The following is a 20,090-nucleotide window of genomic DNA, read 5'->3' as shown; positions in this document are numbered from 1 at the left end:
CCATGCTTTATGCCGCCAAATTACGATTAGTAAAACGCATTCCTTTTTTTTAGAATACCTTAAACTACCGCCATGGACAAGGATCGTGCAGGCATTCAGTCAGTCGAGGTGGGATTTGCGCTGTTGCAGGCGCTGGTGGAGGCCCGTGGGCCGCTGGCACTCAAAGACCTGGCGCAGGCCGCTGCGATGCCGGCAGCCAAGGCCCACCGTTATCTGGTGAGCTACCAGCGCAGCGGCCTGGTCAAGCAGGAGGCGGCCACCTCGCGCTACGACCTGGGCCCGATGGCCTTGCAGCTGGGGCTGGCGGCACTGCGCCGCAGCGATGCGGTGCGGCTGGCGCGCGAGCGCATGCCCGATTGGCTCGACCGCCTGGGCCACACGGTGGCGCTGGCCGTCTGGGGCAACCATGGCGCCACCATCGTGCACTGGGAGGAGCCGCCCCACGGCACCACCGGCCACCTGCGCCTGGGCGATGTGATGCCGCTGCTCTCATCGGCTACCGGGCGCTGCTTTGGCGCCTGGCTGCCCGCCGCACGGACCGAAGCCGCCCTGGAGCGCGAGCTGGCCCAGGCGCGCCTGGCCGGGCGCAGCGACCTGCCCCAGACCGCCGCCGCCGCGCACCAGCTGTTCGCCCAGGTGCGCAGCCAGGGCACCGCCTGCGTGGTCGACACCCTGCTGCCCAGCGTGGTCGCACTGTGTGCGCCTGTCTTCGATGCGCGCGGCCAGTTGGTGCTGGGCATCACCAGCCTGGGCACGCAGGCCACATTCGACCCCGCCCCCCAAGGCGCGATCGCCCAGGGCCTGCAGACCATCGCCGCCCAGCTCTCGCACGCGCTGGGTTACAGCGGCACTGAACCAGGCGGTCAGGCCCTGCAGCCAACCTAATCCAGCTGCCCTGTGGGCCTGCGCAGCAGGCACTACACTGGGCGTCTCATGCGCCAACGCCCCCTCATCCTGCTGACTTTTGCCGTGCTGGCCGCCCATGGGCTGCTGCTGGCCTGGCCCGGGGTGCAGGAGGCGCTGAGAAAGGCGCGCATCACCGGCAGCACCCCCAAGGAGCTGCGCTTTGAGGTGCGCCAAATAGCCCCACCGCCCCCGGCTGCCGTGCCGCCTGCACCCACGCCGGCCTCCAGGCCCAGCGTGGCGCAAGCGGCGCCTGCCGCCCCCCGGCCCCAGGTCCAAAAAGCGCCGCCAGAACAGGCGCCCGCCAGCCGCGCGAGTGTGGGCCCCAAGTTCCGGGAAGCGTCCACCGAAAAACCAGCCACCTCGGAGGCAGCGCCCACCACAGAAGCCGACGCGGCACCCGCTGCCCCTTCGGCTCTGGACCAACTGCTCGCATCCGGCGAAGCGAGCCCCGCGCCCATGCCGGAGCCCATCCCCGGCTCTGCGGCCGATCTGCAGCCGCTCCATGCCGTTGCAGACCAGGGCGATGCCAATCCCAGCGCCAGTCCATCCACCTCGGAGGCCAAGGCCGAGACGGAGGCGCCCAGTGCTAGCGCCAGCGAACCCGCGCCCGCGATAGGCATTGGCAGCCCCGGCTATGCCGGCCCGCTGCCAGCGATCAAGCTGCCGCCCTCGGCGCGGCTGCAGTTCCAGGCCAAGGGCTCGGCCAAGGGCTTCCAGTATTCGGCCAAGGCGCAGCTGACGTTCAAGTCCGATGGCCAGCGCTACCAGGCCGAGCAGGAGGTGTCGGCCTTTTTGATGGGCAGCCGCAGCCAGACCAGCAGCGGGCTGATTACGCCCCACGGCCTGGCGCCCCAGCGTTTTGTCGACAAGGCGCGCAAAGAGCGCAGCGCCGAGCTCGATGCCCCGGCAGCCCGTATCCGCTACAGCGACGGCGACGAGCCCCAGGCCGTGAGCGCTGGCGTACAAGACCGGCTGTCGATCTTTTTGCAGCTCTCGAGCATGGTGGCGGCCAACCCCGAGCGCTATGCGCCGGGCAGCACGGTGGCGATCAACGTGACCAGCGCGCGCAGCGCCGAGGTCTGGACCTTTGTCGTCGACGGCCCCGAAACGCTGGATCTGCCCGCCGGGCCCACCCCCAGCTTGCGCCTGACGCGCCAGCCGCGCAAGGGCCAGGACCAAACGGCCCATCTCTGGCTGGCCCCGTCGCTGCAGTACCTGCCGGTGCGCATCCGCCTGTCCCAGTCCAATGGCGATTTTGCCGATCTGCAACTGCAGGCGGCAACGGTGGACAGCCCGCCTTGAACCGCCGCGCTGCGCGGCTTTGTACGACAAAGCCTGCGCGATACGTCCCTGATTTGCGACGTTTGGCCGTAAAAAGGGCGCCAATTGCCAGGAATGCCATCAAAACCTGCTACAACGGACATGTGGACGCAGACTTGCAAATCCGCAAACTGCCACCACCTGCACTTCACAAGGAGGAACATCATGCAAATGATTTACGACTCGGACTCTTTTGTGGTGTTGCACCTGACGCCAGAGCTGCCCCTGTCCAACGATGGTGCTTCCGTCACCAACCCCACCGTTACCGAGCCGCTGCGCCATCTGCAGCGCCAGGGTTTTGAGATTGTGGACAAGCGCAGCGGCAAGGAGCTGTACCTCGATGGTGCCTGGGCAGAAATGTTCCACCAGCAAATCCAGGCCTGGCAAGCCAATGCGCCGACGGAAGAAGAAGTCGAGGCCACACTGGACCGCTATACCGGCCTGGCCCAGCAACCGGTGATCGTGCACTAAACGCCGCACCTCTCGCCCCCCATCCCCGCTGTTTGCGTACCCTCCAGGCGCAAACAGTTTTTTTTGCCCAAAAGCGGCGGCGACGCTTGACTTAGAGTGCGCTCTAACTTCGACAATGCCTGCATGGAACCACCCCTCAGCATTGAAGAAGCATCGCAACGCACCGGGCTGAGCGCCCACACCTTGCGCTATTACGAACGCATTGGCCTGATTGCCGCCGTAGCGCGTGCGGCCGGCGGCCAACGCCGCTATGCCGCAGCAGACCTGGCCTGGCTCGCCTTTCTGACCCGCCTGCGCACCACCCGCATGCCCATCCAGAAGATGCGCCTGTTCGCCCAGTTGCGCAGCACCGGCGATGCCACCGTGCCAGCGCGGCGCGCCATGCTGCAAACGCACCTGGCCGAGGTGCAGGCCGAAATCACCGCGATGCAGCAAGCCGCCCAGGCGCTGCAAGACAAGATTGCCCACTACCTGGCGCTGGAAAGCGCGGACTCTGCGCCGCCCCGCAAAAACGCCGCTCCAAAGAAGGACCCGAACCATGGCTGAAACCTCCCGCTACCAACGTGGCCTGGACAAGCTGCGCGAGATAGATGGCCATGCCGGCGAACAGGTGGTGGCCAGCCTGGCCGGTATCGCGCCTGACTTTGCGGATTACCTGATCGAATTCCCCTTTGGCGACATCTACAGCCGCCCGGGGCTGGACCTCAAAAGCCGCGAGATAGCCACGGTGGCCGCCCTCACCGCGATGGGCCATGCGGCACCGCAGCTGAAGGTGCATATCCAGGCGGCACTGAATGTGGGTTGCAGCCAGCAGGAGGTGGTGGAGATCATCATGCAGATGGCCGTCTATGCCGGGTTTCCGGCCGCGCTCAATGGCCTGTTTGTGGCCAAGGAGGTGTTTGCGCAGCATCCTGCACCTGGCGCCTGATCAGCGGAAGAACCCCGACGGCGTCTGGCCGAACTGGCGCTTGAACATGGTGGCAAAGGCGCCCGGGCTGTCATAGCCCAGCGCCAGCGCCACATCGATCACCTTCTGGCCCTGTGCCAGCCGCTCCAGCGCCTGCAGCAGCCGCGCCTGCTGGCGCCAGCGGGCAAAGCCCATGCCGGTGTCGCGCAGAAAGAGGCGCTGCAAGGTCTTGGGGTCCACCTCGAAAAAACGCGCCCAATCAGCCAAGGTGGCCTGATCGTCGGGCTTGCGCTGGATATGCCCGCAGCTGCGCTGCAGCCGCGGGTCGGCCGGGCTGGGCAGGTGCATCGGCAGCACCGGCAGCGCCTGCAGTTCGTCGAGCAGCAGCCGCATCAAGCGGCCATCGCGTGAATCGGGCGCGTAAGGGATGTCGATCTGCATCGCCGCGCGAATCAGCTCGCGCAGCAGCGGCGAGATGCCCACGACCTGCGCCTGTTCGGCCAGACCGGGCGCGGCATGGGGGCGCACAAACAGGCTGCGCATGCGCACCTCGCCGATATGGCGCACCTGGTGCTCGGTACCCGCCGGCATCCAGATGCCACGCGTGGGCGGCACGATCCACTGGCCGCCGTCGGAGGCGACCAGCATCACGCCATGCACCGCATGGATGAGCTGGTGGTGGAAAGGGTGGCGGTGCGTGCCGGTGCTGCTGCCCGGCGCGTAATCGGTGGCATGGCAGGCGATGGGCACAGGGCTGCGCTCCATCTCCTCCAGCGTCTGGAAGTAGTAAGGCATCAAATGTCCGTTTTGCGAAGACTTTAGCCCAAAATGCGCAAGACAGGCAAATGGCCCGGCCCTAGCATGGCGGCTTTGTCTTGAACCGCACAGGCCCATGCCGCCATGAACTCCTCCCTCGCCGCCCATCCCGCCCAGCGCCAAGCTGCCCCGCCCCGCACCGCCTTTGGCGTGCTAGGTGCCATCAGCACCGCCCACATGGTCAACGACATGATGCAGTCGCTGATCCTGGCGCTCTACCCCATCTTGCAGGGCAACTTCCAGCTCAGCTTCAGCCAGATCGGCTTTATCACCCTGGTCTACCAGGTCACCGCCTCGCTGCTGCAGCCGCTGGTGGGCCTCTACACCGACAAGCGCAGCACGCCCTATTCGCTGCCGCTGGGCATGTGCTTTACCTTGGGCGGTCTGCTGCTGCTGGCCTTTGCGCCCAACTACAGCACGGTGCTGGTAGCCGCCGCCCTGGTAGGCACGGGCTCGTCGATCTTCCACCCCGAATCCTCGCGCGTGGCCCGCATGGCTTCGGGCGGCAAGCATGGCATGGCGCAGTCGCTGTTCCAGGTGGGTGGCAACACCGGCACGGCGCTGGGCCCGCTGCTGGCCGCAGCGGTGATCGTGCCTTTTGGCCAGCGCAGCATTGCCTGGTTTGGCCTGGCGGCGCTCGGCGGCATTGCGCTGCTGGCCTGGGTGAGCCGCTGGTACGCCGTGCAGCACCGCGCGGCCAAAGGCGTGCGCACCCCGGTGGCCAATGGCCTGCCGCGCTCGCAGGTGCTGGGCGCCGTGGGCGTACTGCTGGTACTGATCTTCTCCAAATACTTCTACATCGCCAGCCTCTCGAGCTACTACACCTTCTACCTGATGGCGCACTTTGGCGTGGGCGTGCAAAACGCGCAGCTGCTGCTGTTTGTCTTTTTGCTGGCCTCGGCCGTGGGCACGGTGGTGGGGGGTCCAATTGGCGACCGCATCGGCCGCAAGCCCGTGATCTGGGCCTCGATCCTGGGTGTGGCGCCGTTCGCGCTGATCCTGCCTCACGCCAGCCTGGCCTGGACGGTGGTGCTCACCATCATCATCGGCCTGGTGCTGTCTTCCGCGTTCTCGGCCATCCTGGTCTACGCGCAGGAGCTGATTCCCGGCAAGATCGGCATGGTCTCGGGCCTGTTCTTTGGCCTGGCCTTTGGCATGGGCGGCCTGGGCGCCGCCGTGCTGGGCGTTATCGCCGACCGCAGCGGTATCGAACAGGTCTACGCGATGGCCGCCTACCTGCCGCTCTTGGGCATGGTCGCCATCTTCCTGCCCAAGGTGCCGCAGCGCTGATGCCCGTCTGAGAACCTGTTCAAAGCAGCCTGAAAACACCAACGCCCGGTCTTGCGACACGGGCGTTCTTCGTCAGGGGCAAGGCGCCAGTTCAGCCCCTGCTTCAGGCTTAGCCGCAGGCACCCACTGCACCACAGGAGGTGCAGTACTCGCAGCCATCTTTGCGGATCACCGCATGGGCGCCGCATTCGTTGCACTTTTTCCCAGCCATGGTCTGCATCGCCTGGCTCACCACGGGGGCGGGCACGGCCGGGGTCAGGGTGGAGTGGCTGATACCTGGCAGGTTCTGCTGGCGGCGGCGCTCCAGGATTTGCTGCACCGCGTAGGCGATGGCGGACACTTCCGAGTCATGCCACATCGGCACATGGGTGCCATCGGCACGCTGGTAGGTACCCAGGCGCACGGGGCCCCGGTCCCAGGCGACCTTGCGCATGTCGGCCAGCGCACGCTCGAGGAAACCACCGCGCGCGGCCAGCGACAGCAGGCGCATGCTGGAGGTAATCCACTGCTGCGACTCGCCGCTCTGGCCCACCGGCATGAAGAACTCCACCGCGCGGTCCACCATGCTCTTGCCGTCGGCGCTGGGCACCGGCAGGAAGGAGACGATGATGTAGAGGCGCTGCTGGCCTTCCTGCGTCCAGTACTCGACCTTGTCGGCCACGGCGCTGAGCTCGCCCTCGGGGCGGCGCTCGATCACCAGCTTCATCGGGTCCACGACCGCCGCTGCCGGGGCCTTCTCGGCGGCTGGGGCCTCGGGCTTGGCGGCCGGCGTGGTCTCCAGCACCGCACCCAGAATGCTGTTGGGGCGGTAGGTGGCCAGGCCCTTCAGATTGGCGCGCCAGGCCTGCAGGTACAGGTTCTTGAAGTCCTCGTAGGGATAGTCGGCAGGGATGTTCACCGTCTTGGAGATGGCGGTATCCACATAGGGCTGCACGGTTTCCATCATCGCCAGGTGCTCGGTGGCCGACATCTCCAGCGCCGAGACAAAGTAGGCAGGCAGCTGCTCCACATCACCGCCCAGCTCGCGGTACAGGCGCCAGCTGTGGTCCTCGACCTGGTACTGGCTCTTGCTTCCATCGGCCTCGCGCTTGTTGCGCGTGTAGGTCCAGGAGAAGGCTGGCTCGATGCCATTGGAGGCATTGTCGGCAAAGGCCAGCGAGACGGTGCCGGTGGGCGCAATCGACAGCAGGTGGCTGTTGCGGATGCCGTGTTTTTGGATGTCGTCCTGGATGTCCTGGGGCAGGCGGCTGGCAAAGGTGCCCTTGGCCAGATAGCCCTTGGCATCGAACTTGGGGAAGGCGCCCTTTTCTTTGGCCAGGCCGACCGAGGCGCGGTAGGAGGCATCGCGCATGCATTCGGCAATGCGTTTGGCCATGTCACGGCCTTCCTGGTCGGAGTAGCGCAGGGTCAGCATCGTCAAGGTATTGCCCATACCGGTAAAGCCCACACCAATGCGGCGCTTGGCGGCCGACTCCTCGCGCTGCTGCTCGAGCGGCCAGAAGGTGGCATCCAGCACATTGTCCAGCGCACGCACCTGGGTGGCCACGACCTGCTCGAAGCTGTCGAAATCAAAGCTCGGCAGGCCGCCAAAGCCAAAGGGGTTGCGCACAAAGCGGGTCAGGATGATGGGGCCCAGGTCGCAGCAGCCGTAGGACGGCAGCGGCTGCTCGCCGCAGGGGTTGGTGGCGGCAATGCGCTCGCAGTAGCGCAGGTTGTTGTCGTCGTTGATGTGGTCGAGGAACAAAATGCCCGGCTCGGCAAAATCATAGGTCGAGGTCATGATCGTGTCCCACATCGCCCGGGCACGCACCGTCTTGTAGACCCACTGGCCGTCGTCCCGCAGCACCGCGCCTTCGGCGCGCAGCTTGGCATTGGGCTTGCCGCTGTGCACCAGCTGCCAGTCGGCATCGTCCACCACCGCCTGCATGAAGGCATCAGGCACACCCACCGACACATTGAAGTTGTTCCAGCGGCCCGGCGTGCGCTTGGCGGTGATGAACTCCATCACATCGGGGTGGTCGATGCGCAGCACGCCCATTTGCGCGCCCCGGCGTGCGCCGGCCGACTCCACCGTCGAGCAGCTCTGGTCAAACACATTGATATAGCTGCAAGGGCCCGAGGCCATCGAGGCCGTGCCCTTGACCTCCGCCCCCCGGGGGCGGATGCGCGAGAAGTCATAGCCCACGCCGCCGCCGCGCCGCATGGTCTCCGCCGCTTCGCGCAGCGCCTCGTAAATGCCGGGGTAGCCTTCGTCGTCAAAGCCCTGGATACAGTCGCCCACCGGCTGCACAAAGCAGTTGATCAAGGTGGCCTGGATGTCGGTACCGGCGGCCGACATGATGCGGCCCGCGCCAATGGCACCAGCATGCAGGTTGGCGTAGAACCTGGCTTCCCATTCGGCCTGCAGCTCGGGCTTTTCCACCGCCGCGAGCGCGCGCGCGACGCGGCTGTACAGGTCCTCGATGCTGGACTCATCACCCTTGAAGTACTTCTCCTTGAGCACATCCAGGCTGATGGCCTGGGGTGCCTGGGCAGCCAGGGCCTGGGGAGACGGGGTGATGGTGTCGCGTTTCATCTGTTAAATCCTCAAAAAATCGGTCGTGTGCCAGCAGATCACGGCGATGGCCGCCCCTGGGGCAGCACTGGCGCCAGACGACCCACAGCCCGGCCCCATGCAGCGGGACATGGCTCTCGGGCATGCCCACGGTCAGGGCGGCAGTTTGGTGAAATCGATAGGCCAATCCAAACTCACTTGGGGTTGGAGACCAACTGCCAATCTACCCCCAATTGCCGAACATGAAAACCACGAAACCACCCTTGTGGTGTGGCTGCATACCCGCTTGGACCGATTGCGGAAATGCCGTGCTGCCAACGCCTGGAAAGCGAGGAAGCGCTTATCCACCATCCTCTTCAAAGCCGCACGGGTTCTGGTCAATGTCTTTGATTTTCTGCAGTTTTCCGGGTCAGCTGCTTGCCCAGATGACCACAGGATGACAGAACAATAAATTTATAATCTTGACGTTTATTTACAAAGTCGGAACCTCGTTTTACCAGGGTATAAAACCAAACCCCGACTGGGGAACTCCCCAAGGGATCCTCGGCAAAAATCCCTGCCATGGTCTGAATGCGGGCTCGGGCGATCCGCTGCGTTGCCTTCCTTGTCAATAGCTCGCTATTGACTGCGAAAGACGCCTTGCGCCTCATCCCGATCCGCATCCATCCCATTGGGCGAGGGTTTTACCGAGGATCCCGGGCCAACACTGCGACAATGGCAGGTTATGACCAACGCTTACATCCTCACTCTCTCGTGCCCTGATCGCCGGGGGCTGGTCCACGCGGTATCCGGATTCCTGCTGGAGCACGGCAGCAATATTGAAGAAGCCGCCCAGTTCAACGACCCGGCCACTGGCCTGTTTTTCATGCGCGTGCGCTTTGCCAGCACCGGCGCTGCCAGCCAGCTGCGCGAAGACCTGGATGCCTTTGCAAAGCCTTTTGAGATGCACTGGCGCCTGCATGCGGCCGATGAAAAAATCAAGACCGTCATCATGGTCAGCCGCCAGGGCCATTGCTTGAACGACCTGCTGTTCCGCTGGAAGGAAGGCCTGCTGCCGATCGACATCCGCGCCATCGTCAGCAACCACCGCGATTTCTACCAGCTGGCGGCCAGCTACAACATCCCCTTCCACCACATCCCGGTGACGGCGGCGACCAAGGCCCAGGCCGAGGCCAAGCAGTTCGAGATCATCGAGGCCGAAGGCGCCGAGCTGGTCGTGCTGGCGCGCTACATGCAGGTGCTCTCCAACGACCTGTGCAGCAAGCTGTCGGGCCGTGCGATCAATATCCACCACAGCTTCCTGCCCAGCTTCAAGGGTGCCAAGCCCTACTACCAGGCCCATGACCGGGGCGTGAAGCTGATTGGCGCCACCGCCCACTATGTGACGGCCGACCTCGACGAAGGCCCGATCATCGAGCAGGATGTGGCCCGCGCCTACCACACCGACACCGTCGAAGACCTGACCGCCCGCGGCCAGGACACCGAGAGCCAGGTGCTGGCCCGCGCAGTGAAGTGGCACAGCGAGTACCGCGTGCTGATGAACGGCCACAAGACGGTCATCTTTCGCTGATGCCCCCCCGGGGCGCTGCCGGCAGGCGGTTGCCCCGGTGACCGGCACGCTGCCCGCAACTTGCTACAGTGTGGGCATGAGCCAGGTTGACCTCTCCACCCCCCCAGCGGCCTTGACCGAGCGCGCAGAACTCCAGCGCGAAGTCGTGGCCGCCCTGCGCAAGCTGCTGCCCGACGACTGCCTGCTGTGGCACGACGAGGACACCACACCCTATGAATGCGATGGCCTGACGGCCTACCGCCAGCGCCCGCTGGTAGTAGCGCTGCCCGAGACCTATGCCCAGGTGCAGGCGGTGCTGCAGGCCTGCCATGCGCTGCAGGTGCCCGTGGTGGCGCGCGGCGCAGGCACCGGCCTGTCCGGCAGTGCACTGCCGATTGCGCTGGGCGTGACCCTGTCGATGGCGCGCTTCAACCAGATCCTGCACATCGACCCGGCCGCCTGCACGGCGGTGGTGCAATGCGGCGTGCGCAACCTGGCCATCAGCGATGCTGCGGCACCCTACGGCCTCTATTACGCGCCTGATCCATCGAGCCAGATTGCCTGCACCATTGGCGGCAATATTGCCGAGAACTCCGGCGGTGTGCACTGCCTCAAATACGGGCTCACGGTGCACAACGTGCTGCAGATCAAGGGCTTCACCGTCGAGGGCGAGCCCATCGAGTTTGGCAGCCAGGCGCTGGATGTGCCGGGTTACGACCTGCTGGCCGCGGTGATCGGCAGCGAGGGCATGCTGGCCGTGGCCACCGAGGTGACGGTCAAGCTCATTCCCAAGCCGCAGCTGGCGCGCTGCATCATGGCCAGCTTTGACGATGTGCGCAAGGCGGGCGATGCGGTGGCCGCCGTGATTGCCGCCGGCATCATCCCGGCCGGGCTGGAGATGATGGACAAGCCAATGACTGCTGCCGTCGAGGACTTTGTGCATGCCGGCTATGACCTCAGCGCCGAAGCCATCTTGCTGTGCGAGAGCGACGGCACGCCCGAAGAGGTGGCCGAAGAGGTCGCCCATATGAGCCAGGTGCTGCGCGCCGCAGGCGCCACCGCCATCAGCATCAGCCAGGACGAAGAAGAGCGGCTGCGCTTTTGGAGCGGCCGCAAGAACGCCTTCCCCGCCAGCGGCCGCATGAGCCCGGACTATATGTGCATGGACTCGACCATTCCGCGCAAGCGCCTGGCCGATATCCTGCTCGCCATCCAGCAGATGGAGAAAAAGTACCAGCTGCGCTGCGCCAATGTCTTCCATGCCGGCGACGGCAACCTGCACCCGCTCATCCTGTTCGATGCCAACGACCCCGACCAGCTGCACCGCTGCGAGCTGTTTGGCGCCGACATTCTGGAGACCAGCGTTGCCATGGGCGGCACCGTCACCGGCGAGCATGGCGTGGGCGTGGAAAAGCTCAACAGCATGTGCGTGCAGTTCTCGGCCGAGGAGAACGCGCAGATGCTGGCCTTGAAAGCCGCATTTGACCCGCAGGGCTCGCTGAATCCCGGCAAGGTGATCCCGACCCTGAACCGCTGCGCCGAGTACGGCAAGATGCTGGTGCGCGCGGGTAAGCTGTCCCATCCAGATTTGCCACGCTTTTAAGCCGCTGCAGGCGTACCGCCATGTCCGCCCTTCGCTGACAGGCGGTACAGCCACGCCCAGGCACAGTCAAGGCAGATCCATGACTGCAAAGGACTGCCTTGAAGAACCACACCCCCACCCTGAGTGCCGCCGTGCTCTGCGCCGCGCTGCTGTCGGCTACTGCGGCCCATGCGCAGCACCCCGCGCTGCAAAAAGCAGGTGATGTGCAGTATGTCTGCGGCGGCATTGGCATTGATGAATCGACCGCGATGCGTGCGGCGATGAAGGACTACCCGCTGTCGCTGCTGTTTGCGACCAAGTCGGGCGACTACCTCGCAAAGATCCAGGTGGTGATTGCCGATGGCAAGGGGCAGGAAGTGGCGCAGTTCCAGGCCCAGGGGCCCGTCTGCCTGCTGCGCCTGGACAGCGGTCGCTACACAGTCAAGGCCAGCGCCGATGGCGGCAAGACGATCGACCAGGGTGTCGAGGTGGGGGCAGCCGGTACGCCCGGCAAGACACTGGACTACCGCTTCTGATCGATCAGACGGCAGGGCCCAGGCTGCCGGAGATCGCACTGATACGGCCCTGGCCGTCCAGATCGGCAACGATGCGGTGTGGGCCATGCTGGCCGGTGATGCGCGAGCCCGTCTCCTGCACGCTGAAGCCCTTGGCCGGCAGGTAGTGCTGCAGCAGCACACGGTGGTCCAGCTCGAAATCGCTGATCAGTTGCGACACGACGGTCGGCACACGTTCGGGCTGGGGCGCGGTCGTGGGCAGGCCATGGTCGGGATCGATCAGCGCCAGCAAGATGCCCTCGCCATAGTTGCCCAGGTAGTAGCCAGCGCTGTTGTCGGCGCCAGCGGCAATCAGGCCGATCACATGCAGGTCTTCCTGGCGCAGCGCGGTGCGCGGCTCGGTGAACAGCGCCAGGTTCTTGGCCGCGCCAAAGCCTTGCAGCTGGCGTGCCACTTCGGTAAAGGCGGGCGCCACCTCGGCCTGGGTATGGGCCCAGATCCACAGCCAGGTGCCTGATTGGAAGGAGTAGGAGCCCAGCACCTGCATGCGAAAACGCAGGTCATCGCCAAAGGCGATCAGGCCCTGGGCCGTATCGGCCGACCAGGGGCGGTCACCCACCCTCTCGGCAAAATCGAGTTGGCGGTCCCAGGCCATGCCGGCATAGGCGGACAGCGCCTCGCGCAGTGCGGGATCGGCAATGGACGGAGGGACTTCGGCTTCACGGGCCGCTGCGGCCTCGAACAGATCGGCCTGCGGGCTGGGCGCTGCCTCGGCTGCTAGATGGGCAGCGGGTGCTGCGGGCACATCGCCAGCGCTGGGCATGCCGACCAAGGGCGCAGCCAGCTCGGCCGCCGGGTCAAAGGCCGGCTCACGCGTGCCGCGCGCAGGCTCCTGCGGCGTACCGCCTGCCGCTGCGGCGGGGTGCGGGGTCGGGGTTTCAGCGGGGGCAGCCGTTGGCGCAGAGGGGCTCAGCCAGCCAAACAGTTTTTGCCACAATCCCATGGTGTTGATTCTCCTGCGGTAGCGGCACGCCCCATGCGCCCCAAGCGTCAAAGACCACAGCTTTGGGCCTATTGACGCTCAAAATGGGCACCTGCGCGCACCCATCGCCGCTTTGCTGCTATCAGTATAGGTGCAAACCACCATACCCCTGTTTTGCAGTTGCAACGGGGTGTAGGTCAACTACTGTACAGGAAGGGCTGGGCCCCTGCCCAAAAAACCGGCCCTCGCCTACCAGCACCCGCCGCGCCAGTGGGGCTCAGTTCAGCGCCATGCTCAGACGGCGGCGGTAGCTGCTGAGCAATGCACCCACCTCGTCCTCCTGCTTGCTGGCCTTGCCCGTCAGCGCAATGCCGCCGGCCGTAGTGCCGGGCACCGTGTCTGCGGCCTTGGGCTTGGGCGGGGTCAGCAGCTCCAGGATGGCGACAAACAGCTTGCGTGCAGCCTGGTCGTTCCAGGTTTTGTCACGCATGATGATCTCCAGCAGCTCGTCCATGCTGGCGGTCCACTGGCCTTCGGCCATCAGCGCCTGCGCCTTCGCAAAGCGCGTGTCGAAGTCGCGCTTGTTGGCGGCAATGGCCGCGTCGAACTGCTCGAGTGGCCAATCGCCCCGGTCGTCCTCGTGCACAAAGCGGATCGCCTGGGCCCAGGCCTTCAAGGCCACAAAGCGCAGCGGCTGCTGGATGCGCTTGAGCGGCTCCTCGATCTGGGCTTCGGCCTCGGTCACCGCGCCCGTCTGGATCAGCAGGCGGGCATAGTCAAAACGGGCATCGTCATTGCTGGGGTCGGCCGCCAGCGACTCTTGCAGCATCTGCAGCGCGGCCTGCACATCGCCGCTGTCCAGCAGTTGCTGGGCCTCATCGGCGCCCGCTTCGGCGGCCATGGCTGCTTCCGACGGCAGATGCTTGTCCAGAAACTCGCGCAGCTTGCCTTCCGGTTGGGCGCCCATGAAACCATCGACGGGCTTGCCGCCGATCATCAGCACGCAGGTCGGAATGGAGCGGATGCCGAACATGCCTGCCAGCTGCTGCTCCTGGTCCGAATCGATCTTGACCAGCTTGAAGCGGCCGCCGTAGTCGACTTCGAGCTTATCCAGCAAGGGGCCCAGGGTTTTGCAAGGGCCGCACCAAGGTGCCCAAAAGTCCACCAGCACGGGCACCTGCATGGATGCCTGGATGACTTCGGCTTCAAAATTCTCAATGGTGACGTCGATCATGTCGCTAAAAATCCGTGTTGATCAGGCAGCTTCACTGCAAAAAGTAAAATGGCGGGTTCCACCCTGGCGCGGGGCCGGCATTCTTGCCTTAGACACCCGCCAACCCACACTATGACACCCATCCAAGTTGGCGTGGTCATGGGCTCCAGCAGCGACTGGGAGACCATGCAGCACGCAGTAGCCATTCTCCAGCAATTCGGTATTGCCTTTGAGGCCCAGGTGGTCTCGGCCCACCGCATGCCCGATGACATGTTCCGTTTTGCCGAGAGCGCCGTAGAACGGGGCCTCAAGGCCATCATCGCCGGCGCTGGGGGCGCAGCCCACCTGCCTGGGATGATAGCCGCTAAAACCCCGGTGCCCGTGCTGGGCGTGCCCGTGGCCAGCCGCCACCTGCAAGGCGTTGATTCGCTGCATTCCATCGTGCAGATGCCCAAGGGCGTGCCCGTCGCCACCTTCGCGATCGGCCAGGCCGGTGCGGCCAATGCCGCCCTGTTTGCCGTGGCCATGCTGGCCAATGAAGACCCTGCGCTGCGCGCCAAGCTCGATGCCTTCCGCGCCGAGCAGACCGAAGCGGCCCGCAACATGACCTTGCCGGTGAACGCATGAGCACCACCAGCCACAGCGCCCCGGCGCAAGACCAGGCCCAAGCCATTTTGCCCGGCGCCACCCTGGGCGTGCTGGGCGGCGGCCAGCTGGGCCGCATGTTTGCCCATGCCGCCCAGTCGATGGGCTACTTCACCGCCGTGCTGGATGCGGATGCGACCAGCCCGGCCGGCCTGGTCAGCCACCACCATGTGCGCAGCGGCTATGAAGACCCGCAAGGCCTGGCCGAGCTGGCGCGTCTGTGCGCTGCGGTGACCACCGAGTTCGAGAATGTGCCCGCCGCCGCGCTGAACCAGCTCGCGCAAAGCCTGCCGGTGTCGCCCGCCGGCGCATCCGTGGCCATCGCCCAGGACCGCGCTGCGGAAAAAGCCCACTTTGTGAAATGCGGCGTGCCCTGCGCACCCTATGCGGTCATCGAGACGGCCGAGCAGCTGGCCGCCGTCAACGACGCGCTGCTGCCCGGCATTTTGAAGACCTCCCGCATGGGCTATGACGGCAAGGGCCAGATCCGCGTCAAGACCCGCGAGGAGCTGACTGCAGCCTGGGCCGAGCTCAAGCAGGTGGCCTGCGTGCTCGAGAAGATGCTGCCGCTCGCCCATGAGTGCTCGGTCATCGTCGCGCGCAGCCGCCAGGGCGATATCGTGCACCTGCCGGTGCAGCGCAACCTGCACCGCGAAGGCATTCTGGCGGTGACCGAGGTCTATGCCGGCAACCTGCCTGCCGCGCAGGCCGAGCAGGCCATTGCGGCGGCCCAGTCGGTGGCCCAGGGCCTGGACTATGTCGGCGTGCTCTGTGTGGAGTTCTTTGTGCTCGATGGCGGCCAGCTGGTCGTCAACGAGATCGCCCCGCGCCCGCACAACAGCGGCCACTACAGCCAGAACGCGCTGGATGTGTCGCAGTTCGAGCTGCAGGTGCGCTGCATGGCCAACCTGCCCTTGGTGCAACCGCGCCAGCACAGCGCTGCCATCATGCTCAACCTGCTGGGCGACCTGTGGTTCAAGGACAGCGCCAGCGCGCAGACCCCCGCCTGGGACCAGGTGCTGGCCCTGCCCGGCTGCCACCTGCACCTGTACGGCAAGGTCGATGCCAAGCGTGGCCGCAAGATGGGCCACCTGAACATCACGGCTGCCACGCCCGAGCAGGTGCGCGAGACGGCACTCAAAGCCGCTGCCATCCTGGGCATTGCCGCGTTCTAAGAGGACTACACGTGATTCTGGATGGAAAGCTCGACGCCTCGGTGCGCGCCGCCGCGCTGGCGCTGCAGGCGGGGCAACTGGTTGGCTTGCCGACCGAGACGGTCTACGGCCTGGCCGCCGACAGCGACAACGACGCCGCCGTGGCGCAGATCTTCAGCGCCAAGGGCCGGCCTGCCGACCACCCGCTGATCGTGCATGTGGCCGATGCCGCAGGCGTGCAGCGCTACGCCAAGGCCGTGCCGGTTTTTGCCCAGCAGCTCATCGATGCGTTCTGGCCCGGGCCCCTCACCCTGATCCTGCCGCGCCTGCCCGGTGCGGCGATGGCATCGACGGCCGGACAGGACAGCGTGGGCCTGCGCTGCCCCTCGCACCCGGTGGCGCAAGCGGTGCTGCAGGCCTGCCAGCAGCTCAGCCCGCCAGTCTGGGGCGTCTCGGCGCCCAGCGCCAACCGCTTTGGCCGCGTCAGCCCGACCACGGCCGCCCATGTGGCGGCCGAACTGGGTGACGCACTGCTGGTGCTCGACGGCGGCGCCTGCGATATCGGCATTGAGTCGACCATTGTCGATTGCACGCGTGGCGTGCCCGTGCTGCTGCGCCCCGGCGCCATCACGCGCGACGATATCGAGCGCGCCTGCGGCACCCGCCCGCTGTCGATGCAGGAGTTGACGGCCGATACCCCGCGCGCCTCGGGCACCTTGCTCGCGCACTATGCGCCCAGCGCCAAGGTCAGGCTGATGGATGCCAAGCAGCTGCAATCGGCGCTCGATGTGCTGGGGGCCGACGCGCGGCATATCGCCATCTACCACCGCGGCCCACTGCGCAGCGCCAGCCCCCATCTGCGCCTGCAGCTCATGCCCCATGCGCCGCTGGCTGCGGCCCGCGAGCTGTTTGGCCTGCTGCGCGACTTGGACGACTGGGGCGCCAAGCTCATCTGGATCGAAACCCCGCCGGAGACGGCAGATTGGGAAGGCGTCAGCGACCGTCTGCAGCGCGCGGCGGCGGCTGGCTGAGCCGCCTAGCCCCTGGCGTTTTACCTCTCTTTACCTCATCACCTTGGTGGCCTGGATCAGCCTCGCTACACTACGCTCTACTTACTGGAGAACTCACATGGCAGCAAATTGGATGCGCCGTACCGTGTTGACCGCCGTGGCTGGTGCCTCGGTGGCCATGCTGGCGGCCTGCGGATCGAGCTCAACCGCGAACTCGATTCGCCCCGACAGCATCATCACCTTTGGTGATGCAATGACCGACCTGGGCCAAAACCCCAATGGCCGTCCCTACTCGGTCAGCAACGGCAGCTACAACAACTGGACGCGTGAAATCGCCTACCGCTATGACCTGACGATCACCGCGGCCAAGGATGGTGGCACCGCCTATGCCTACGGCAATGCCCGCGTCTCCCAGCCCGATGCCACCGGCGTGACCAATGCCCCCTCCATCACCGCGCAGATCGACAGCTACCTGGCGGCCCACCCAACCTTCACCAGCAACCAGTTTGTGCTGATGAGCGGCGGCATGAGCGACGTGATCGCCGGCTACAACGAATACGCCGCCGGCACCAAGACCCGCGACCAGTACCTGGCCGACATGACCACCGCTGGCCAGCAGATGGCAGCGCAGGTGCGTCGCCTCAACAGCGCAGGCGCCCCCCGCGTGCTGACCGTGGGCACGCCCAACCTGGGCCGCACGCTGTGGGCCACCAGCCTGGACAACGCGCAACCCAGCGCCGACCCCAAGCCATCGAACACGCTGGAAGCGGCCACCACCGCCTTCAACAATGGCCTGCTGAACGCCTTGTATGGCCTGTCGGGCACCGAAGTGCTGTACGCTGACGTGCAGTACTACTTCAACTCGATGACCGGCAACCCCGGCAGCTACAGCTTCACCAACTCCACCGATCCGGCCTGCACGACCGCAGATGCCACCAATGGCCTGAACATTGGCGTCAACCAGATCAACTCCTCGCTGTGCACCGCCGACACCTTGGTGGAAGCCTCCAAGGTCGACCAGTACCTGTTCTCCGACCTGGTGAACTACACGCCCCAAGCGCACCGCCGCTTTGGCGACTGGGTCTATGACCGCATGAAGGCGAATTGGTAAGCTGCTGTCCTTGGCAAGCGCTTAACGAAAAAATGGACACAAAGGTGTCCATTTTTTTATGGCCGCCTCAACACGGCTGCGGCATCTCAGACCCGCCGATCAAGCCCGCATGCTGCCAAACTTGCCGCTGTTGAAGTCATTGACCGCCTGCACGATTTCCTGCTGGCTGTTCATCACAAAGGGGCCGTAGCCGACGATGGGCTCGTCAATCGGCTCGCCGCTCATCAGCAGCAAGGCCACATCGCCATTGGCCTCCAGTGTCAGCTTGCGGCCTTCCTGGGCCATCACCACCAGCTGCGCCTCACGCGCCACATCGTTGCCGTTGACCAGCACCGTGCCCTGCACGATGGCCAGCGCCGTGCTCCAGCCTTCGGGCAGCTCCAGCTCCAGCTTTTCACCGGCGACCAGGCGCAGATCCCAGACCTGCATCGGCGTGAAGGTCTTGGCAGGGCCCTGCTGGCCTTGGTAATCGCCGGCAATCACGCGCAGCTGGCCGCCGCCAGGCAAGGCCACCGCAGGGATCTGCGACTGGACAATCGCCTGGTAGCCCGCGGGCGCGCCCTTGTCCTTGGCAGGCAGGTTGACCCACAGCTGCAGCATGCGCAGCGTGCCACCATGGGCGGTAAACGCAGGCGAATGGAACTCCTCGTGCAGGATGCCAGCGCCGGCCGTCATCCATTGCACATCGCCAGGGCCTATCTCGCCGCCCTGGCCGGTCGAGTCGCGGTGCGCGACCTCGCCGTCATAGACGATGGTCACGGTCTCAAAGCCCCGGTGCGGGTGCTGGCCCACACCGCGCGGCGCGCTGGCAGGGGCAAACTCGGCCGGGCCGGCAAAATCGAGCAGCAAAAAGGGGCTCAGCAGCTTGCCGTGGCTTTGGTAGGAAAACAGTGAACGCACAGGAAAGCCGTCGCCAACCCAGTGCTGGCGGGGTGCGTCTTGGACATGCAGTACGTTTTTCATCGGGGATTCCTGTCTGGCCTCCAAGCTAGGTGTCGGAAGGCTGTACCGTTATTGTGGGGTTGAAACACTGCGAGCGGTAGACGGCATAATTCGCCTTGATAGTTCTATTTTTTGAACGATAAGACCATCCCGCAGAGCACCCCATGCAGCCATTCGACCTCAATGACCTGTTCTATTTCGTCCAAGTCGTCGACCATGGCGGCTTTGCGCCCGCCGGGCGCGCGCTGGGCATGCCCAAGTCCAAGCTCAGCCGCCGCATTGCGCTGCTCGAAGAGCGCCTGGGCGTGCGCCTTTTGCTGCGCTCCACACGCAAGTTCGCGGTGACCGAGCTGGGTCAGACCTACTACCAGCACTGCAAGGCCATGCTGGTCGAGGCCGAGGCCGCGCAGCTGAGCATCGAGGCGGTGCAGTCCCAGCCCCGGGGCGTCGTGCGCCTGAGTTGCCCCATCACCTTGCTCCATGAACTGGTCGAGCGCATGCTGACCGACTTCATGGTCATGTACCCCGAGGTGACGATCCAGCTGGAGGCCACCAACCGCCCGGTCGATGTGATTGGCGAGGGCTTTGACCTGGCGATCCGCGTGCGCACCATGCCGCTGGAGGACAGTGACCTGTCGGTGCGCATGCTTTCTGTCCATGCCCAGCACCTGGTGGCCAGCCCCATCCTGACCGCGCGCCAGGGCATTGTGCGCAGCCCTGCCGATCTGTCGCAGTGGCCCAGCCTCTGGCTGGGTTCGCCCGAGCAGCAGTTTGTGTGGAAGCTCGAACACGACAGCATGCCCAGCATCCAGGTCCCGCACACGCCTCGCCTGATCACGACCGACATGGTGGCACTGCGCAGTGCGGCGATGGCCGGCCTGGGTGTCGTGCAGTTGCCGATGATCATGGTGCACGAGCAGCTGGACAAAGGCACCTTGGTCAAAGTGCTGCCCGAATGGGGCCCGCGCAAGGAGGCAGTGCATGCGGTATTCGCCTCGCGCCGGGGCATGCTGCCGGCGGTGCGGGCATTGATCGACCATCTGGCGGCCGCATTCGCCAAAGTGCCCGGCTGCTGAGGCGGCCGGGCACGGGTTGGCTAGGTCGCAGCGCTCAAGCGCTGCGC

General features: G+C 65.5%; 19 protein-coding genes. 14 read left to right on the top strand and 5 right to left on the bottom strand.

Annotated features, from left to right (window positions below):
• Positions 1 to 72 precede the first annotated feature (72 nt).
• The 5 genes from N4T19_RS18570 (at position 73) to N4T19_RS18550 (ending at position 3,625) form a co-directional block, all read left to right on the top strand.
• Entirely contained in the window at positions 73 to 885 is an 813-nt protein-coding gene (locus N4T19_RS18570; protein WP_116926157.1) for an IclR family transcriptional regulator, read from the top strand.
• A 48-nt stretch (positions 886 to 933) separates the two neighbouring features.
• Complete coding sequence (locus tag N4T19_RS18565) at positions 934 to 2,208, top strand: DUF3108 domain-containing protein (protein ID WP_260718747.1); 1,275 nt, start codon at positions 934 to 936, stop codon at positions 2,206 to 2,208.
• Between the two features lie 183 nt (positions 2,209 to 2,391).
• Positions 2,392 to 2,697: a BTH_I0359 family protein gene (locus N4T19_RS18560; RefSeq protein WP_021027590.1), complete on the top strand. Its 306-nt coding sequence runs from the start codon at positions 2,392 to 2,394 to the stop codon at positions 2,695 to 2,697.
• A 123-nt stretch (positions 2,698 to 2,820) separates the two neighbouring features.
• On the top strand, positions 2,821 to 3,243 hold the full coding sequence (locus N4T19_RS18555; RefSeq protein WP_116926155.1) for a MerR family transcriptional regulator: 423 nt from the start codon (positions 2,821 to 2,823) through the stop codon (positions 3,241 to 3,243).
• Entirely contained in the window at positions 3,236 to 3,625 is a 390-nt protein-coding gene (locus N4T19_RS18550) for a carboxymuconolactone decarboxylase family protein (RefSeq protein ID WP_116926154.1), read from the top strand. The genes N4T19_RS18555 and N4T19_RS18550 overlap by 8 nt, the downstream gene beginning before the upstream one ends.
• On the opposite strand, the gene N4T19_RS18545 is transcribed toward N4T19_RS18550, so the two are convergent.
• Positions 3,626 to 4,399: an AraC family transcriptional regulator gene (locus tag N4T19_RS18545; RefSeq protein WP_260718746.1), complete on the bottom strand. Its 774-nt coding sequence runs from the start codon at positions 4,397 to 4,399 to the stop codon at positions 3,626 to 3,628.
• Positions 4,400 to 4,504: 105 nt separating this feature from the next.
• Here N4T19_RS18545 and N4T19_RS18540 point away from each other — a divergent pair, with 105 nt between their 5' ends.
• Positions 4,505 to 5,710: an MFS transporter gene (locus tag N4T19_RS18540; protein ID WP_260718745.1), complete on the top strand. Its 1,206-nt coding sequence runs from the start codon at positions 4,505 to 4,507 to the stop codon at positions 5,708 to 5,710.
• Between the two features lie 109 nt (positions 5,711 to 5,819).
• Here the strand turns inward: N4T19_RS18540 and N4T19_RS18535 are convergent, their stop codons facing one another.
• On the bottom strand, positions 5,820 to 8,285 hold the full coding sequence (locus tag N4T19_RS18535) for an adenosylcobalamin-dependent ribonucleoside-diphosphate reductase (RefSeq protein WP_116926152.1): 2,466 nt from the start codon (positions 8,283 to 8,285) through the stop codon (positions 5,820 to 5,822).
• 703 nt (positions 8,286 to 8,988) lie between these two features.
• Between N4T19_RS18535 and purU the strand changes: the two genes are divergently transcribed.
• The 3 genes from purU (at position 8,989) to N4T19_RS18520 (ending at position 11,931) form a co-directional block, all read left to right on the top strand.
• A complete protein-coding gene (purU, locus tag N4T19_RS18530; protein WP_116926151.1) occupies positions 8,989 to 9,834 on the top strand; it encodes a formyltetrahydrofolate deformylase in 846 nt (281 codons plus the stop codon).
• A gap of 76 nt (positions 9,835 to 9,910) precedes the next feature.
• Positions 9,911 to 11,416, top strand: a complete 1,506-nt coding sequence (locus tag N4T19_RS18525; protein ID WP_260718744.1) for an FAD-linked oxidase C-terminal domain-containing protein — start codon at positions 9,911 to 9,913, stop codon at positions 11,414 to 11,416.
• Between the two features lie 98 nt (positions 11,417 to 11,514).
• A complete protein-coding gene (locus N4T19_RS18520; RefSeq protein WP_260718743.1) occupies positions 11,515 to 11,931 on the top strand; it encodes a carboxypeptidase regulatory-like domain-containing protein in 417 nt (138 codons plus the stop codon).
• 4 nt (positions 11,932 to 11,935) lie between these two features.
• Here N4T19_RS18520 and N4T19_RS18515 read toward each other — a convergent pair whose 3' ends face one another.
• Both N4T19_RS18515 and trxA read right to left on the bottom strand, forming a co-directional pair.
• A complete protein-coding gene (locus tag N4T19_RS18515; RefSeq protein WP_182344767.1) occupies positions 11,936 to 12,913 on the bottom strand; it encodes a DUF6882 domain-containing protein in 978 nt (325 codons plus the stop codon).
• 256 nt (positions 12,914 to 13,169) lie between these two features.
• The gene (gene trxA, locus N4T19_RS18510; RefSeq protein ID WP_116926147.1) at positions 13,170 to 14,126 is read right to left on the bottom strand and encodes a thioredoxin; all 957 of its coding nucleotides are present in this window, start codon (positions 14,124 to 14,126) and stop codon (positions 13,170 to 13,172) included.
• A 111-nt stretch (positions 14,127 to 14,237) separates the two neighbouring features.
• Between trxA and purE the strand changes: the two genes are divergently transcribed.
• From purE to N4T19_RS18490, 4 genes are all read left to right on the top strand, one after another.
• Positions 14,238 to 14,732, top strand: coding sequence for a 5-(carboxyamino)imidazole ribonucleotide mutase (purE, locus tag N4T19_RS18505; protein WP_116926146.1), 495 nt, complete (start codon positions 14,238 to 14,240; stop codon positions 14,730 to 14,732).
• Complete coding sequence (locus N4T19_RS18500; RefSeq protein WP_182344765.1) at positions 14,729 to 15,925, top strand: 5-(carboxyamino)imidazole ribonucleotide synthase; 1,197 nt, start codon at positions 14,729 to 14,731, stop codon at positions 15,923 to 15,925. Before purE ends, N4T19_RS18500 begins: the two co-directional genes overlap by 4 nt.
• An 11-nt stretch (positions 15,926 to 15,936) precedes the next feature.
• Positions 15,937 to 16,935 carry an L-threonylcarbamoyladenylate synthase gene (locus N4T19_RS18495; RefSeq protein ID WP_260718742.1) on the top strand — a complete coding sequence of 333 codons (999 nt, stop codon included), beginning with the start codon at positions 15,937 to 15,939 and terminating at the stop codon, positions 16,933 to 16,935.
• A gap of 97 nt (positions 16,936 to 17,032) precedes the next feature.
• On the top strand, positions 17,033 to 18,025 hold the full coding sequence (locus N4T19_RS18490; RefSeq protein WP_116926143.1) for an SGNH/GDSL hydrolase family protein: 993 nt from the start codon (positions 17,033 to 17,035) through the stop codon (positions 18,023 to 18,025).
• A 99-nt stretch (positions 18,026 to 18,124) separates the two neighbouring features.
• Here N4T19_RS18490 and N4T19_RS18485 read toward each other — a convergent pair whose 3' ends face one another.
• Positions 18,125 to 18,988, bottom strand: a complete 864-nt coding sequence (locus N4T19_RS18485; RefSeq protein WP_260718741.1) for a pirin family protein — start codon at positions 18,986 to 18,988, stop codon at positions 18,125 to 18,127.
• Between the two features lie 143 nt (positions 18,989 to 19,131).
• On the opposite strand from N4T19_RS18485, the gene N4T19_RS18480 reads away from it, so the two are divergent.
• Complete coding sequence (locus tag N4T19_RS18480; RefSeq protein WP_116926141.1) at positions 19,132 to 20,043, top strand: LysR family transcriptional regulator; 912 nt, start codon at positions 19,132 to 19,134, stop codon at positions 20,041 to 20,043.
• The last annotated feature ends 47 nt before the right edge of the window (positions 20,044 to 20,090 follow it).

Source organism: Comamonas squillarum, assembly GCF_025309455.1.
Lineage (GTDB): Bacteria > Pseudomonadota > Gammaproteobacteria > Burkholderiales > Burkholderiaceae_C > Comamonas > Comamonas squillarum.
This window is presented reverse-complemented; position numbering and strand designations above follow the sequence as displayed.

Bases quoted from the DNA above. Each gene is read 5' to 3' on its own strand.
- purE (WP_116926146.1), top strand. From the start codon at position 14,238: ATGACACCCATCCAAGTTGGCGTGGTCATGGGCTCCAGCAGCGACTGG.
- N4T19_RS18550 (WP_116926154.1), top strand. From the start codon at position 3,236: ATGGCTGAAACCTCCCGCTACCAACGTGGCCTGGACAAGCTGCGCGAG.
- N4T19_RS18545 (WP_260718746.1), bottom strand. From the start codon at position 4,399: ATGCCTTACTACTTCCAGACGCTGGAGGAGATGGAGCGCAGCCCTGTG.
- N4T19_RS18515 (WP_182344767.1), bottom strand. From the start codon at position 12,913: ATGGGATTGTGGCAAAAACTGTTTGGCTGGCTGAGCCCCTCTGCGCCA.
- N4T19_RS18555 (WP_116926155.1), top strand. From the start codon at position 2,821: ATGGAACCACCCCTCAGCATTGAAGAAGCATCGCAACGCACCGGGCTG.
- N4T19_RS18500 (WP_182344765.1), top strand. From the start codon at position 14,729: ATGAGCACCACCAGCCACAGCGCCCCGGCGCAAGACCAGGCCCAAGCC.
- N4T19_RS18540 (WP_260718745.1), top strand. From the start codon at position 4,505: ATGAACTCCTCCCTCGCCGCCCATCCCGCCCAGCGCCAAGCTGCCCCG.
- purU (WP_116926151.1), top strand. From the start codon at position 8,989: ATGACCAACGCTTACATCCTCACTCTCTCGTGCCCTGATCGCCGGGGG.
- N4T19_RS18490 (WP_116926143.1), top strand. From the start codon at position 17,033: ATGGCAGCAAATTGGATGCGCCGTACCGTGTTGACCGCCGTGGCTGGT.
- N4T19_RS18535 (WP_116926152.1), bottom strand. From the start codon at position 8,285: ATGAAACGCGACACCATCACCCCGTCTCCCCAGGCCCTGGCTGCCCAG.
- N4T19_RS18480 (WP_116926141.1), top strand. From the start codon at position 19,132: ATGCAGCCATTCGACCTCAATGACCTGTTCTATTTCGTCCAAGTCGTC.
- N4T19_RS18560 (WP_021027590.1), top strand. From the start codon at position 2,392: ATGCAAATGATTTACGACTCGGACTCTTTTGTGGTGTTGCACCTGACG.
- N4T19_RS18565 (WP_260718747.1), top strand. From the start codon at position 934: ATGCGCCAACGCCCCCTCATCCTGCTGACTTTTGCCGTGCTGGCCGCC.
- N4T19_RS18525 (WP_260718744.1), top strand. From the start codon at position 9,911: ATGAGCCAGGTTGACCTCTCCACCCCCCCAGCGGCCTTGACCGAGCGC.
- N4T19_RS18570 (WP_116926157.1), top strand. From the start codon at position 73: ATGGACAAGGATCGTGCAGGCATTCAGTCAGTCGAGGTGGGATTTGCG.
- trxA (WP_116926147.1), bottom strand. From the start codon at position 14,126: ATGATCGACGTCACCATTGAGAATTTTGAAGCCGAAGTCATCCAGGCA.
- N4T19_RS18485 (WP_260718741.1), bottom strand. From the start codon at position 18,988: ATGAAAAACGTACTGCATGTCCAAGACGCACCCCGCCAGCACTGGGTT.